At 53.6% G+C, this 14,632-nt stretch carries 13 protein-coding genes and 1 pseudogene; 13 read left to right on the forward strand and 1 reads right to left on the reverse strand.

Annotation, left to right across the window (positions count from 1 at the left end; genetic code table 11):
* Nucleotides 1-144 (reverse strand): annotated as a pseudogene (locus IM265_RS21980) (hypothetical protein); the annotation flags it as partial.
* Nucleotides 145-315: 171 nt separating this feature from the next.
* Here IM265_RS21980 and mngA point away from each other — a divergent pair.
* The 13 genes from mngA (at nucleotide 316) to cpoB (ending at nucleotide 14,452) form a co-directional block, all read left to right on the forward strand.
* Entirely contained in the window at nucleotides 316-2,232 is a 1,917-nt protein-coding gene (mngA, locus tag IM265_RS04045) for a PTS 2-O-a-mannosyl-D-glycerate transporter subunit IIABC (protein ID WP_193031732.1), read from the forward strand.
* A 24-nt stretch (nucleotides 2,233-2,256) separates the two neighbouring features.
* On the forward strand, nucleotides 2,257-4,887 hold the full coding sequence (gene mngB / locus IM265_RS04050) for a mannosylglycerate hydrolase (protein ID WP_193031730.1): 2,631 nt from the start codon (nucleotides 2,257-2,259) through the stop codon (nucleotides 4,885-4,887).
* A gap of 679 nt (nucleotides 4,888-5,566) precedes the next feature.
* Nucleotides 5,567-7,135 (forward strand): cytochrome ubiquinol oxidase subunit I, encoded by a 1,569-nt coding sequence (gene cydA / locus IM265_RS04055; RefSeq protein WP_045261075.1) that lies wholly within the window; start codon nucleotides 5,567-5,569, stop codon nucleotides 7,133-7,135.
* Nucleotides 7,136-7,150: 15 nt separating this feature from the next.
* Nucleotides 7,151-8,290: a cytochrome d ubiquinol oxidase subunit II gene (gene cydB / locus IM265_RS04060; RefSeq protein ID WP_028012386.1), complete on the forward strand. Its 1,140-nt coding sequence runs from the start codon at nucleotides 7,151-7,153 to the stop codon at nucleotides 8,288-8,290.
* Nucleotides 8,291-8,304: 14 nt separating this feature from the next.
* Entirely contained in the window at nucleotides 8,305-8,418 is a 114-nt protein-coding gene (cydX, locus tag IM265_RS04065) for a cytochrome bd-I oxidase subunit CydX (protein ID WP_003858598.1), read from the forward strand.
* On the forward strand, nucleotides 8,418-8,708 hold the full coding sequence (ybgE, locus tag IM265_RS04070; RefSeq protein ID WP_008501100.1) for a cyd operon protein YbgE: 291 nt from the start codon (nucleotides 8,418-8,420) through the stop codon (nucleotides 8,706-8,708). Before cydX ends, ybgE begins: the two co-directional genes overlap by 1 nt.
* A 148-nt stretch (nucleotides 8,709-8,856) precedes the next feature.
* A complete protein-coding gene (ybgC, locus tag IM265_RS04075) occupies nucleotides 8,857-9,261 on the forward strand; it encodes a tol-pal system-associated acyl-CoA thioesterase (protein ID WP_003858593.1) in 405 nt (134 codons plus the stop codon).
* Nucleotides 9,258-9,950: a Tol-Pal system protein TolQ gene (tolQ, locus tag IM265_RS04080; protein WP_008501101.1), complete on the forward strand. Its 693-nt coding sequence runs from the start codon at nucleotides 9,258-9,260 to the stop codon at nucleotides 9,948-9,950. Before ybgC ends, tolQ begins: the two co-directional genes overlap by 4 nt.
* 3 nt (nucleotides 9,951-9,953) lie before the next feature.
* Nucleotides 9,954-10,382 carry a colicin uptake protein TolR gene (tolR, locus tag IM265_RS04085; RefSeq protein WP_003858589.1) on the forward strand — a complete coding sequence of 143 codons (429 nt, stop codon included), beginning with the start codon at nucleotides 9,954-9,956 and terminating at the stop codon, nucleotides 10,380-10,382.
* Nucleotides 10,383-10,410: 28 nt separating this feature from the next.
* Entirely contained in the window at nucleotides 10,411-11,664 is a 1,254-nt protein-coding gene (gene tolA, locus IM265_RS04090; RefSeq protein WP_028012388.1) for a cell envelope integrity protein TolA, read from the forward strand.
* Between the two features lie 134 nt (nucleotides 11,665-11,798).
* Nucleotides 11,799-13,091 carry a Tol-Pal system beta propeller repeat protein TolB gene (tolB, locus tag IM265_RS04095; RefSeq protein ID WP_013097529.1) on the forward strand — a complete coding sequence of 431 codons (1,293 nt, stop codon included), beginning with the start codon at nucleotides 11,799-11,801 and terminating at the stop codon, nucleotides 13,089-13,091.
* 35 nt (nucleotides 13,092-13,126) lie between these two features.
* Nucleotides 13,127-13,648 (forward strand): peptidoglycan-associated lipoprotein Pal, encoded by a 522-nt coding sequence (gene pal, locus IM265_RS04100; RefSeq protein ID WP_003858578.1) that lies wholly within the window; start codon nucleotides 13,127-13,129, stop codon nucleotides 13,646-13,648.
* A 9-nt stretch (nucleotides 13,649-13,657) separates the two neighbouring features.
* Nucleotides 13,658-14,452, forward strand: a complete 795-nt coding sequence (cpoB, locus tag IM265_RS04105; protein ID WP_028012389.1) for a cell division protein CpoB — start codon at nucleotides 13,658-13,660, stop codon at nucleotides 14,450-14,452.
* Nucleotides 14,453-14,632: the final 180 nt, after the last annotated feature.

A 14,632-nucleotide genomic window follows, 5' to 3' on the forward strand; every position in this document is an offset into this window, starting at 1 on the left:
CTGTTTTTTTTTTAATGTTATGTCGAGAAACGATTTCTTAAGTATGGTCTTCGTCGGCAGCGCGTCTCCGGGTTTTAATTCCCCGGCGTTGATTTTCTCGCGGAACGCATCGGCTATCTGCCGGTACATCGGTTTGTTGCCCATTTTATCGCGCCTGCTTAATACCTTTTCAGGGAATTATGCATTCAACTGATGATTTGTAAATAATACAATTAAAATACAAATTTGGCTTTTAGTGAAAGTGATCACATAAATGTATTATCAGGTCTGCCAGAATCCTCCCCAGACAATAACTCTGTATAGGTGAGGATCTTTATGAACCTGACGACTCTGACCGATCCGCGTGCTGTTTGCGTTCAGGCGCAATTTACCCGCCGGGATGAGGCAATCCGTCAGCTTACGGCGCGGCTGGTGGCGCTGGGCAAAATCGCTGATGCCGATGCGTTTCTGGAGGAGGTGTTTCATCGGGAATCGCTTGGGCCGACCGCGCTGGGTGAAGGACTGGCCGTTCCTCACGGTAAATCAGCCGTCGTGAAGGAGGCGGCTTTTGCCGTGGCAACTCTGCGAGAACCGCTTGCATGGGAAGGTGTGGACGGGCCGGAAGAGGTTGAGCTGGTTTTTCTGCTCGCCATTCCGCCAGCAGAAGCGGGTTCGACCCATATTCAGGTGCTGACGGAGCTGACGTCTCGCCTGGCGGATGACGATCTCAGGGCGCGCGTTATGGCTGCTACCACGGCGGAAGACGTGCTTGCTGCGCTTGAAGCTGCCCCTGACACGGAAGAGGCAGCCGTCGCGCTGAATGCCCCGACAATCGTCTGCGTGACCGCCTGTCCGGCCGGGATCGCGCATACCTATATGGCCGCAGAGTACCTGGAAAAAGCGGGACGCAAGCTTGGCGTCAACGTGGTGGTCGAAAAGCAGGGTGCGAACGGCATTGAGGGGCGCATCACCGCGCAGCAGCTTCGTGAGGCCAAAGCGTGCATTTTTGCCGCAGAAGTGGCGATCAAAGAGAGCGAGCGTTTTCAGGGGATCCCCGCCATCTCCGTGCCCGTCGCGGAGCCTCTGCGCCATGCTGAAGCGCTTATTGAGCGCGCGCTGGCGCTGCAGCCTGCATCCGATGCGCGTCCTGCGCATGTCGATACCGAAACGAAAAAGAGCGTTAAAACTGAACTCAAGCAGGCGCTTCTCAGCGGTATCTCTTTTGCGGTGCCGCTGATCGTCGCTGGTGGTACGGTGCTGGCCGTGTCGGTACTGCTGGCGCAAATCCTGGGTCTGCAGCACCTGTTTGACCAGGAAAACTCGTGGCTGTGGATGTACCGCAAGCTTGGCGGCGGCATGCTCGGTATTCTGATGGTACCTGTTCTGGCGGCCTATACCGCGTATTCGCTGGCGGATAAACCTGCGCTGACGCCGGGCTTTGCGGCCGGTCTGGCTGCCAATATGATCGGCTCCGGTTTTCTGGGCGCTATCGTCGGTGGGCTGATCGCGGGCTATCTGATGCGCTGGGTGAAAAACCACATCCGGCTCAGTAGCCGCTACAACGGCTTTCTGACCTTTTATCTCTATCCGGTGATTGGCGTGCTGGGCGCGGGCAGCCTGATGCTGTTTGTGATTGGCGAACCGGTGGCCTGGCTCAATAACACGCTCACCGTCTGGCTTAACGGACTCTCCGGCGCGAATGCGCTGCTTCTGGGGGCCATCCTCGGGTTTATGTGCTCATTCGATTTGGGTGGCCCGGTCAACAAAGCCTCTTACGCGTTTTGCCTGGGGGCGATGGCGAACGGCGTTTATGGTCCTTACGCAATCTTTGCCTCCGTCAAAATGATCTCAGCCTTCACCGTCACGGCGTCGACGATGCTGGCGCCGAAGCTGTTTAAACCGTTTGAAATTGAAACCGGTAAATCAACGTGGCTGCTCGGCCTGGCGGGCATTACCGAAGGGGCGATCCCGATGGCGATTGAAGATCCGCTTCGCGTCATTGGCTCATTTGTGCTCGGCTCCATGGTAACAGGCGCGGCTGTCGGTGCGATGGGGATCGGGTTGTCTACCCCGGGGGCCGGGATTTTCTCTCTCTTTTTACTTCACGATGCCGGGTTGGGCGGTGTGGTTGCGGCGGCGGGCTGGTTTGGCGCGGCGCTGGCGGGGAACGCTGTCTCCACGTTTGTTCTGCTGCTCTGGCGACGTCAGGCGGTAAAAAAGGGCAAGTACCTCACAGAAGACGCCACACCGTAAAAACTCACAAAACAGGAAACGAAGATGAAAGCTGTATCTCGCGTTCATATCACGCCGCATATGCACTGGGACCGTGAGTGGTACTTCACCACCGAAGAGTCGCGCATTCTTCTGGTCAATAATATGGAAGAGATCCTGACCCGTCTGGAGCAGGACGACGAGTATAAATATTACGTCCTTGATGGCCAGACGGCGGTGCTGGAAGATTATTTTGCCGTCGTGCCCGAAAACCGCGCGCGGGTAAAGGCGCTTGTGGAGCGCGGAAAGCTGATTATCGGCCCCTGGTATACCCAGACCGATACCACGATTGTCAGCGGCGAGTCGATTGTCCGCAACCTGATGTACGGCATCCGGGACTGTATGGCGTTCGGCGAGCCGATGAAGATCGGCTATCTGCCGGATTCGTTTGGTATGTCCGGCCAGCTTCCGCATATCTATAACGGATTTGGCATTACCCGGACGATGTTCTGGCGCGGCTGCTCGGAACGACACGGGACCGATAAAACCGAATTTCTCTGGCAGAGCCAGGACGGCAGTGAAGTCACGGCGCAGGTGCTGCCGCTGGGCTACGCGATTGGTAAGTACTTACCGGAGGACGAAGCCGGGCTGCGAAAACGGCTCGACAGCTATTTCGACGTTCTGGAAAAGGCCTCCGTCACCAAAGAGATTTTGCTGCCCAACGGTCACGATCAGATGCCGCTGCAGCAGAACATTTTCTCCGTGATGGATAAGCTGCGTGAAATCTATCCGCAGCGTCAATTTGTAATGAGCCGCTTTGAAGAGGTGTTTGACCACATTGAGGCACGCCGCGATGAACTGGCGACCCTGAAAGGGGAGTTTATCGACGGGAAATACATGCGCGTGCACCGGACAATCGGCTCCACGCGCATGGATATCAAAATTGCCCACGCGCGTATTGAGAACAAAATTGTCAACATCCTCGAACCGCTGGCGACGCTTGCATGGACGCTGGGCTTCGATTATCACCACGGCCTGCTGGAGAAGATGTGGAAAGAGATCCTTAAAAACCATGCTCACGACAGCATCGGCTGCTGCTGCAGCGACAAGGTGCATCGTGAGATTGTCTCTCGTTTTGAACTGGCTGAAGACATGGCAGATAACCTGGTGCGTTTCTATATGCGCAAGATTGTCGACAACATGCCGCAAAGCGACGCCGACAAACTGGTGATGTTCAACCTGATGCCCTGGCCGCGTGAAGAGGTGATGAACACCACGATTCGACTGCGCGCCAGCCAGTTCCGTCTGTTGGATGATAAAGGCAACGAGATCCCGTATTTCATTCGCAGCGCGCGCGAGCTGGACCCTGGTCTCATTGACCGGCAGATTGTCCATTACGGTAATTATGAGCCGTTTATGGAGTTTGATATTCAGATCAGCCAGATACTGCCGTCGATGGGCTACCGTACGCTGTTTATCGAGCCAAACGTGGCCGGGAAGGTGGTCTCTCCGGTGATAAACACCGAATCCTTGCTCGAAAACGCCTTCTGGCAGATTGATTTAAATAACGACGGTACGCTGCGCCTGCGCGACAAAGAAACCGGGCTGATTTATGACCGGGTGCTGGAAATCGAAGAGAGTTCGGATGATGGCGATGAGTACGACTACTCGCCTTCTCGTGAAGAGTGGAGACTCACTTCAGTGCAGGGCGAGCATCAGGTCGAGGTTATACACGAAGGCTGGCAGAGCAGGGCGGTGATTCGCCATCAGATCGCGGTACCGGCTAATCTGGCCGAACGCGCGGCGGGTCAGCGAAGCGGGTCTCTCGGCGCTGAGGTTGAAATCACGCTTAGCCACCACAGCAGACGTATTGATGTGGCGGTGCGTCTGGATAATCAGGCTGACGACCACCGCGTCCGCGTGCTGATCCCTACGCCGTTTATGACAGAGGACGTGTTAGCGGATACGCAGTTTGGCACCCTCACTCGTCCGGTGCAGGATGCGGCGATGGAAAACTGGCAGGAGGAGGGGTGGAAAGAAGCGCCGGTTCCCGTCTGGAATTTACTCAACTATGCCGTCCTGCAGGAAAAACGAAACGGGCTTGCGCTGTTCACCGAAGGACTACGCGAGTTTGAAGTAGTAGGCGAGGATAAAAAAGCCTTTGCCCTGACCCTGCTGCGCGGCGTGGGGTTACTCGGCAAAGAAGATTTGCTGTTGCGCCCCGGTAGGCCTTCAGGAATCAAAATGCCTGTTCCTGACTCCCAGGTGCGCGGTTCGTTAAGCTGTCGCTTTAGCCTCTTCAGCTTCAGTGGAACGCCGGAAAACGCGGGCGTCGCGCAGCAGGCTAAATCGTGGTTAACGCCGGTGCAGTGCTATAACAAAATTCCCTGGGACGCGATGAAGCTCAATCGCTCGTCGTGTACCACGCCGGAAAGTTACAGCCTGCTGGCGCTTTCGCCCACGGGATGCGTGCTCAGTACGCTCAAAAAGGCTGAAGATCGAGACGAGCTCATTCTTCGTCTGTTCAACCCTTCCGAGTCCAGCGCATGTGACGCGACGTTATCCGTGGATCCGACCGTGAAACGGTGCTGCGAAACGGACATGAATGAACGGATAATAGACAATCGTGAAGAAGAGGGCATCGTCGGGGCGTTCAGACCGGGACAGTCACGAACCTTCAGCATTCTTCTTGCCTGAAAACCGCTGATACGATCAAAAGGCCGCAGAGTTTGCGGCCTTTTTCATTAAATAGTCACGTTTCGGTGTTAACTTCCGGGATAATAAAAGTAAATTAAATGTAATTTCTAAGAGTTGCAAAAACAGAATGGAAAAATAAACTGGCCCAGCTACGCTTATTGTTTGTCCCGCTTCGACAGGGCATTTTTCTCTCGCGTTAATTAAAATCACTTCTGTTTATATTTTTTTTGGTCTTCGATAACCAATCGCATCTTTGCATGCACATATCATTAACATGGTTTTTACCATTCTCACCGCAGCTAAACATGATTAACATCAAGACCAGTTTTTGATTTAAATCAAAGTTTAATCCTTGGAAAAAGATGCCGAAAAGCGCTAAATTGTCCCCGATCAAAATGGCCGAAAAGTGGTAATTTTGCTATAAATTGATCGCCGTCGAAAAACGTAAATGTGATTCAATAAAAACCTGTTTATTGTAAGGGTTTTGCAGCGTATTATATTTGCGGGATCAATTTGAGTTTTTTATTAACCTATTTGTAACCTGTCGTCATCGTTTTTATCCTTCTCCAGGGTAATAACGACGACCAGGATGCGAATAATTTGTATTGGGGCATGCGTGTGAATCTCTTTCTGACGGGGTTCACTCTCGGAGTCTTCATGCGATGAGCAAGGAGTCATAATGTTAGACGTAGTCGAACTGTCGCGCTTACAGTTTGCCTTGACCGCGATGTACCACTTCCTGTTTGTGCCGCTGACGCTCGGTATGGCGTTCCTGCTGGCAATTATGGAAACGGTTTACGTCCTCTCCGGCAAACAGATTTATAAAGATATGACCAAGTTCTGGGGCAAGTTGTTCGGTATCAACTTCGCGCTGGGCGTGGCAACCGGTTTGACCATGGAGTTCCAGTTCGGGACTAACTGGTCTTACTATTCCCACTATGTAGGGGATATCTTCGGTGCGCCGCTGGCCATTGAAGGCCTGATGGCCTTCTTCCTCGAATCCACCTTTGTAGGTCTGTTCTTCTTCGGTTGGGACCGTCTGGGTAAAGTCCAGCACATGGCCGTAACCTGGCTGGTGGCATTAGGTTCGAACCTGTCCGCGCTGTGGATCCTGGTGGCGAACGGCTGGATGCAGAACCCGATCGCGTCTGACTTCAACTTCGAAACCATGCGTATGGAGATGGTCAGCTTTGCCGAGCTGGTCCTGAACCCGGTTGCTCAGGTTAAATTTGTTCACACCGTGGCATCTGGCTACGTGTGCGGCGCGATGTTCGTGTTGGGTATCAGCTCCTACTATATGCTGCGCGGTCGTGACTTCGCGTTTGCCAAGCGCTCCTTTGCTATCGCTGCAAGCTTCGGTATGGCTGCAATCCTCTCCGTTATCGTTCTGGGTGATGAATCCGGTTACGAAATGGGTGACGTGCAGAAAACCAAACTGGCCGCTATCGAAGCCGAATGGGAAACCCAACCGGCGCCTGCTGCCTTTACGCTGTTCGGTATTCCCGATCAGGACGCGCAGGAAAACCGCTTCGCCATCCAAATTCCTTACGCGCTGGGTATCATCGCAACCCGTTCTGTCGATAAGCAGGTAACGGGTCTGAAGGAGCTGATGGTTCAGCACGAAGAGCGTATCCGTAACGGTATGAAGGCTTACTCGCTGCTGGAACAGCTGCGTGCCGGCTCTACCGATCAGGCCGTTCGCGATCAATTTAACGACGTGAAGAAAGACCTGGGCTACGGTTTGTTGCTGAAACGTTATACCCCGAACGTTTCTGATGCGACGGAAGCACAGATTCAGATGGCGACCAAAGACTCGATTCCACGCGTTGCGCCACTGTACTTCGCATTCCGTATCATGGTGGGCTGCGGCATCATCATGCTGCTGATCATTGCGGCGTCCTTCTGGTCCGTGATTCGTAACCGCATCGGCGAGAAAAAATGGCTGCTGCGCACCGCGCTGTACGGTATTCCACTGCCGTGGATCGCGATTGAATCCGGCTGGTTTGTAGCGGAGTATGGCCGTCAGCCATGGGCGATTGGTGAGGTACTGCCAACGGCGGTCGCGAACTCTTCCCTGACGGCAGGCGACCTGATCTTCTCCATGCTGCTGATCTGTGGTCTGTACACCCTGTTCCTGGTGGCTGAACTGTTCCTGATGTTCAAGTTCGCGCGCCTTGGCCCAAGCAGCCTGAAAACCGGTCGCTATCACTACGAGCAGTCCACTGCGACTACTCAGCCGGCACGCTAAGACAGGAGTCATCAAATGATCGATTATGAAGTATTGCGTTTTATCTGGTGGCTGCTGGTTGGCGTTCTGCTGATCGGTTTCGCCGTCACGGATGGTTTCGACATGGGGGTGGGGATGCTCACCCGTTTCCTCGGTCGTAATGACACCGAGCGTCGAATCATGATTAACTCCATCGCCCCTCACTGGGACGGTAACCAGGTGTGGCTGATCACCGCAGGCGGCGCGCTGTTCGCTGCCTGGCCGATGGTCTACGCGGCTGCGTTCTCCGGCTTCTATGTGGCGATGATTCTGGTGCTGGCCTCTTTATTCTTCCGTCCGGTCGGTTTCGACTACCGTTCCAAGATTGAAGATACCCGCTGGCGCAACATGTGGGACTGGGGCATCTTCATTGGTAGCTTCGTTCCACCGCTGGTGATTGGCGTGGCATTCGGTAACCTGCTGCAGGGCGTACCGTTCCACCTCGATGAATACATGCGTCTTTACTACACCGGTAACTTCTTCCAGCTGCTGAATCCGTTTGGCCTGCTGGCCGGTGTGGTGAGCGTGGCGATGATCATCACTCAGGGCGCAACTTACCTGCAGATGCGTACTGTGGGTGAACTGCACCTGCGTTCCCGTGCTACTGCTCAGGTGGCGGCACTGGTGACGCTGGTTTGCTTCGCTCTGGCAGGCGTGTGGGTGGTGTACGGTATTGATGGCTACGTGGTGACGTCTGCGATTAACCACTCGGCACCGTCTAACCCGCTGACCAAAGAAGTGGCGCGTCAGGCTGGTGCATGGCTGGTGAACTTCAACAATACCCCTGCGCTGTGGGCGATCCCGGCTCTGGGCGTGCTGCTGCCGCTGCTGACCGTGCTGACGTCTCGTCTGGAGAAAGGTGCTCTGGCATTCGTGTTCTCTTCACTGACGCTGGCATGCATCATCCTGACGGCGGGTATTGCCATGTTCCCATTCGTCATGCCATCCAGCACCATGCTGAATGCTAGCCTGACCATGTGGGATGCAACCTCCAGCCATATGACGCTGAACTTAATGACTTACGTTGCTTGCGTGTTCGTTCCGATTGTTCTGGCATACACCATCTGGTGTTACTGGAAAATGTTCGGTCGTATCACCAAAGAACATATCGAAAGCAACACCCACTCTATGTACTAAGTAAGGAGCTGAATATGTGGTATTTCGCATGGATTTTAGGGACGCTTCTTGCCTGTGCTTTTGGTGTCATCACTGCCCTGGCGCTTGAGCACGTCGAAGCGACCAAAGCGGGTGAAGAAAAACACTGATGAATATTATCGCGAAGCTTTACGCGGTAATGGATAAGCGCCCGTTACGGGCGCTTTCTTTAGTGATGGCATTACTGCTGGCAGGCTGTATCTTCTGGGACCCGTCGCGCTTTGCGGCAAAGACCAGCGAGCTTGAGATTTGGCACGGCTTCCTCATCATGTGGGCAGTGTGTGCCGGGGTGATCCACGGCGTGGGCTTTCGTCCGAAAGCCGTTCACTGGCAGGGAATTTTTTGCCCGCTGATTGCCGATCTGGTGCTTCTCGCCGGTTTGATTTTCTTCTTCTTCTGAATAAGAAATGTCCGTTAACGTTATGGGCTTACCCGAGCCCATAAAAATTTACTCTCCGTTTACTTTCCCCCATTCCAAACCATCTTTCCCGCGCGTATAGTAGCGAAGTTTAAAAGCTCTAACTTTTGTTGCATTACTGGGATGTAAAGTGAATACAACGCTGTTTCGATGGCCGGTTCGTGTCTATTACGAAGATACCGATGCCGGTGGTGTGGTTTACCACGCCAGCTACGTTGCTTTTTATGAACGGGCACGCACAGAGATGCTGCGCCATCATCACTTTAGTCAACAGGTGCTGTTGGCTGAGCGAGTTGCCTTCGTGGTACGCAAGATGACGCTTGAGTATTTTGCGCCTGCCAGACTCGACGATATGCTCGAAGTCCAAACTGAAATTACATCAATGCGCGGGACCTCACTGGTTTTCACGCAGCGGATAGTCAACGCAGAGAACACCGTACTGAACTCAGCTGAAGTACTGATTGTTTGTGTTGATCCAACCATAATGAAGCCTCGTGCGCTTCCTAAGTCTATTGTCGCGGAGTTTAAGCAGTGACTGACATGAATATCCTTGATTTGTTCCTGAAGGCAAGCCTTCTGGTTAAACTTATCATGTTGATTTTGATTGGTTTTTCAATCGCATCCTGGGCCATCATTATCCAGAGAACGCGTATCCTCAATGCAGCTGGCCGTGAAGCGGAAGCATTTGAAGATAAGTTCTGGTCGGGTATTGAACTTTCTCGCCTGTATCAGGAGAGCCAGGGACGCCGTGAAAACCTGACCGGCTCCGAACAAATTTTCTATAGCGGATTCAAAGAGTTCGCTCGTCTGCATCGGGCAAACAATCATGCGCCGGAAGCCGTCGTGGAAGGGGCATCACGTGCGATGCGTATCTCCATGAACCGCGAGCTGGAAAATCTTGAAACGCACATTCCTTTCCTCGGCACAGTGGGTTCTATCAGCCCGTATATCGGTCTGTTTGGTACCGTGTGGGGGATCATGCACGCCTTTATCGCGCTGGGCGCGGTGAAGCAGGCGACGTTGCAGATGGTTGCACCGGGTATCGCTGAAGCACTGATTGCGACCGCTATCGGTCTGTTTGCGGCAATTCCGGCGGTAATGGCTTACAACCGTCTGAACCAGCGCGTGAACAAACTGGAACTGAACTACGACAACTTTATGGAAGAGTTCACTGCGATTCTGCACCGTCAGGCGTTTACCAGCACCGAGAGCAACAAGGGGTAAACCATGGCCAGATCGCGTGGACGAGGTCGTCGCGAGCTCAAGTCCGAAATCAATATCGTGCCACTGCTGGACGTTCTGCTGGTACTGCTGCTGATCTTCATGGCAACAGCGCCCATCATTACCCAGAGTGTGGAAGTCGATCTGCCGGATGCGACAGAATCACAGGCGGTGAGCACCAATGACGATCCTCCGGTCATCATTGAAGTTTCCGGCGTAGGGCAGTACAGCGTGGTGGTAGAAAAAGATCGTATGGATCAGCTGCCACCTGAGCAGGTTATTGCCGAAGCGCAGCGTCGCCTGGAGTCAAATCCGAAAACGGTCTTCTTAATCGGTGGCGCGAAAGACGTACCCTACGATGAAATTATTAAAGCGCTGAACTTGCTACATAGTGCGGGTGTTAAGTCAGTTGGCTTAATGACTCAACCTATTTGATCATCCGCGTAGTTTTTGGGAACCGATAGTGTCAAAGGCAACCGAACAGAACGACAAGCTTAAGCGAGCGATAATCGTCTCCGCAGTGCTGCACGTTATTCTTTTTGCAGCGCTGATCTGGAGTTCGTTCGACGAGCATATTGATGCATCAGCAGGCGGCGGTGGAGGGTCTTCCATTGACGCCGTAATGGTGGATCCCGGTGCGGTAGTGCAAAACTATAATCGCGAACAACAGCAGAAGGCGAGTGCCAAACGGGCTGAAGAGCAGCGTGAAAAACAGGCGCAACAGCAGGCGGAAGAGCTGCGTGAAAAGCAGGCCGCCGAGCAGGAGCGTTTGAAGCAGCTTGAGAAAGAACGTTTGCAGGCGCAGGAAGCCGCGAAAGCGCAGGCGGAACAGCAGAAGCAAGCCGAAGAGGCCGCGAAGAAAGCGCAGGAACAGCAAAAGCAGGCGGAAGAGGCGGCAGCAAAAGCCGCAGCGGATGCCAAAGCGCAGGCTGATGCCCAGGCAAAATTAGCGGCAGAAGCGGCGAAGAAAGCGGCTGCCGATGCCCAGAAGAAAGCTGAGGCCGAAGCCGCGAAGAAAGCCGCTGCGGATGCCCAGAAGAAAGCCGAAGCGGAAGCCGCGAAGAAAGCCGCTGCTGACGCACAGAAGAAAGCTGAAGCCGAAGCCGCGAAGAAAGCCGCTCAGGACGCAGAGAAGAAAGCGGCTGCCGAGGCTGCGAAGAAAGCCGCTGCGGCTGAGAAGGCTGCTGCCGAAAAAGCTGCCGCCGCTGAAAAAGCCGCTGCTGATAAAAAAGCTGCAGCTGAGAAGGCCGCTGCCGATAAGAAAGCAGCTGCTGAAAAAGCGGCTGCTAAAAAGGCTGCTGCCGCTGAGAAAGCCGCGGCCGCTGCAGGGGTTGACGATCTGCTGGGGGATTTAAGCTCCGGTAAGAATGCACCGAAAACGGGCGGTGGCGCGAAAGGAAACAACGCAGCGCCGACCGGAAGTGGTAACACTAAGAGTAACGGTGCGACAGGGGCTGAAATCAACGGCTATGCCGCGCAGATTAAATCGGCGATTGAAAGCCGGTTCTACGATGCGTCTTCCTATGCCGGTAAAACGTGTACGCTGCGTATAAAACTGGCTCCGGACGGCATGCTGCTTGATATTAAGTCTGAAGGTGGCGACCCGGCTTTATGTACTGCGGCTCTGGCTGCAGCGCGTCAGGCGAAGATGCCTAAACCGCCTTCTCAGGCAGTCTACGAAGTCTTCAAAAATGCGCCGCTGGACTTCAAACCTTAAGTTACATTTTCCCCGTGCAAACGGGGAAAAATAGACCAGGTTTAGTCACAGGGTTCGGGTAGTTTTGTCTATTTGAGTTTGTTAACATTCTGCTAAATTATCGTGGGTAAGGTTACCCGGATAAGGGAGATATGATGAAGCAGGCATTACGTGTAGCATTTAGTTTTTTAATGCTGTGGGCAGCAGTCCTGCACGCAGAAGTACGTATCGAGATCACCCAGGGGGTGGACTCGGCACGCCCAATAGGTGTTGTTCCGTTCCAGTGGGCCGGTCCTGGCGCTGCACCTGAAGATGCTGGTGGCATAGTGGCGGCTGACCTGCGTAACAGCGGTAAATTCAACCCGTTAGATCGTTCTCGTCTGCCGCAGCAGCCGGGCAGTGCGCAGGAAGTCCAGCCTGCTGCATGGTCTGCGCTGGGTATCGATGCCGTGGTGGTGGGGCAGGTTACGCCTAACCCGGACGGTTCTTACAACGTGGCCTGGCAGCTGGTGGATACCGGTGGTGCACCGGGTACCGTTCTGGCACAGAACTCTTACAAGGTCACTAAACAGTACCTGCGCTACGCGGCACACGCGGCCAGCGACGCGGTATTCGAAAAGCTGACCGGTATTAAAGGTGCGTTCCGTACCCGTATCGCATATGTGGTACAGACCAACGGCGGTCAGTTCCCGTACGAGCTGCGCGTATCTGACTACGACGGTTACAACCAGTTCCTGGTGAAACGCTCTTCACAGCCGCTAATGTCTCCAGCCTGGTCTCCGGACGGGTCTAAGCTGGCCTACGTGACCTTCGAAAGTGGTCGTTCTGCCCTGGTTATCCAGACGCTGGCTAACGGTGCGGTGCGTCAGGTAGCGTCGTTCCCACGTCACAACGGTGCGCCTTCCTTCTCCCCAGATGGGTCAAAACTGGCGTTTGCGCTGTCTAAAACCGGTAGCCTGAACCTGTACGTGATGGACATTGGCTCCGGCCAGATCCGTCAGGTGACCGACGGTCGGAGCAACAATACTGAACCATCATGGTTCCCGGACAGCCAAAACCTGGCGTTTACCTCTGACCAGGCTGGCCGTCCACAAATCTATAAAGTGAACATCAACGGCGGTGCTCCGCAGCGTATCACCTGGGAAGGCTCTCAGAACCAGAACGCAGACGTGAGCAGCGACGGTAAATTCATGGTAATGGTCAGCTCCAACGGTGGGCAGCAGCACATTGCCAAACAAGATCTGGTAGCGGGTGGCGTTCAAGTTCTGTCGTCAACGTTCCTGGATGAAACGCCAAGTCTGGCACCTAACGGCACTATGGTAATCTACAGCTCTTCTCAGGGGATGGGATCTGTGCTGAATCTGGTTTCTACAGATGGGCGTTTCAAAGCGCGTATTCCGGCCACTGATGGACAGGTAAAATCACCTGCCTGGTCGCCGTATCTGTAAATAATAATTAATTGATTACTAAAGGAATCATAGAAATGCAACTGAACAAAGTGCTGAAGGGGCTGATGATCGCTCTGCCTGTAATGGCAATCGCAGCGTGTTCTTCTAACAAGAACGCCAGCAATGACCAGAGCGGCGAAGGCATGATGGGTGCCGGTACCGGTATGGACGCGAACGGCAATGGCAACATGTCTTCTGAAGAGCAAGCGCGTCTTCAGATGCAGCAGCTGCAGCAGAACAACATCGTTTACTTCGATCTGGATAAATACGACATCCGTTCTGACTTCGCTGCGATGCTGGATGCTCACGCTAACTTCCTGCGTAGCAACCCATCTTACAAAGTCACCGTAGAAGGTCACGCGGACGAACGTGGTACTCCAGAGTACAACATCTCCCTGGGTGAACGTCGTGCTAACGCCGTTAAGATGTACCTGCAGGGTAAAGGCGTTTCTGCTGACCAGATCTCCATCGTTTCTTACGGTAAAGAAAAACCTGCAGTACTGGGTCACGACGAAGCGGCTTACTCCAAAAACCGTCGTGCCGTACTGGTTTACTAAGAGAATTGCATGAGCAGTAACTTCAGACATCATCTGTTGAGTCTGTCGTTACTGGTTGGAATAGCGGCCCCCTGGGCCGCTTTTGCTCAGGCACCAATCAGTAGTGTCGGCTCAGGCTCGGTAGAAGACCGGGTCACTCAGCTCGAGCGTATTTCTAACGCTCACAGTCAGCTTTTAACCCAACTCCAGCAGCAACTTTCCGATAACCAAAACGATATTGACTCTCTCCGTGGTCAGATTCAGGAAAGTCAGTATCAGCTTAACCAGGTTGTGGAACGTCAGAAGCAAATTTTATTGCAGATAGATAGCCTCAGCAGCGGCGGTGCAGCAGCACAACCCGCAGCGGGCGATCAAAGCGGCGCGGCAACCTCAGCGCCTGCGCCGTCTGCTGATGCTTCAGCCTCAACAGGAGCGCCTGTACAGAGCGGTGACGCGAATACGGATTACAATGCGGCCATTGCCCTGGTGCAGGATAAATCTCGTCAGGATGACGCGCTCGCTGCGTTTCAGAACTTTATCAAGAAATACCCTGACTCAACCTATCAGCCAAATGCGAATTACTGGCTCGGTCAGTTGAATTACAACAAGGGTAAAAAGGACGATGCGGCGTTTTATTTTGCCTCCGTGGTAAAAAATTACCCGAAATCGCCGAAAGCGCCAGATGCGATGTTTAAGGTTGGCGTGATCATGCAGGACAAAGGCGACACGGCGAAAGCCAAAGCGGTGTATCAGCAGGTGGTCGCAAAATTCCCGGGCACCGAAGGTGCTAAGCAGGCGCAAAAACGCCTGAATTCGATGGGATGATTATCGCATGACCAGAAATCGCGTTATTTCTGGTCGTGCAGCATGATTACTAAGCAGTTAAGTGATCTTCATCGAAATTTTTGTTGCGCAGAATTCTTAAATCAGTAATATATGCCGCCGTTGCCACGGGATATCAAACAACGTGAAAGCAGCATAAAAGTGGGTCGTTAGCTCAGTTGG

It is taken from the genome of Enterobacter cloacae complex sp. P17RS (assembly GCF_014895885.1).
GTDB lineage: Bacteria > Pseudomonadota > Gammaproteobacteria > Enterobacterales > Enterobacteriaceae > Enterobacter > Enterobacter bugandensis.

Excerpts from the sequence above, each read along its gene's own strand:
- pal (WP_003858578.1), top strand. The coding sequence starts at position 13,127 with ATGCAACTGAACAAAGTGCTGAAGGGGCTGATGATCGCTCTGCCTGTA.
- cydB (WP_028012386.1), top strand. The coding sequence starts at position 7,151 with ATGATCGATTATGAAGTATTGCGTTTTATCTGGTGGCTGCTGGTTGGC.
- cydX (WP_003858598.1), top strand. The coding sequence starts at position 8,305 with ATGTGGTATTTCGCATGGATTTTAGGGACGCTTCTTGCCTGTGCTTTT.
- cydA (WP_045261075.1), top strand. The coding sequence starts at position 5,567 with ATGTTAGACGTAGTCGAACTGTCGCGCTTACAGTTTGCCTTGACCGCG.
- mngA (WP_193031732.1), top strand. The coding sequence starts at position 316 with ATGAACCTGACGACTCTGACCGATCCGCGTGCTGTTTGCGTTCAGGCG.
- cpoB (WP_028012389.1), top strand. The coding sequence starts at position 13,658 with ATGAGCAGTAACTTCAGACATCATCTGTTGAGTCTGTCGTTACTGGTT.
- tolB (WP_013097529.1), top strand. The coding sequence starts at position 11,799 with ATGAAGCAGGCATTACGTGTAGCATTTAGTTTTTTAATGCTGTGGGCA.
- mngB (WP_193031730.1), top strand. The coding sequence starts at position 2,257 with ATGAAAGCTGTATCTCGCGTTCATATCACGCCGCATATGCACTGGGAC.
- ybgE (WP_008501100.1), top strand. The coding sequence starts at position 8,418 with ATGAATATTATCGCGAAGCTTTACGCGGTAATGGATAAGCGCCCGTTA.
- tolR (WP_003858589.1), top strand. The coding sequence starts at position 9,954 with ATGGCCAGATCGCGTGGACGAGGTCGTCGCGAGCTCAAGTCCGAAATC.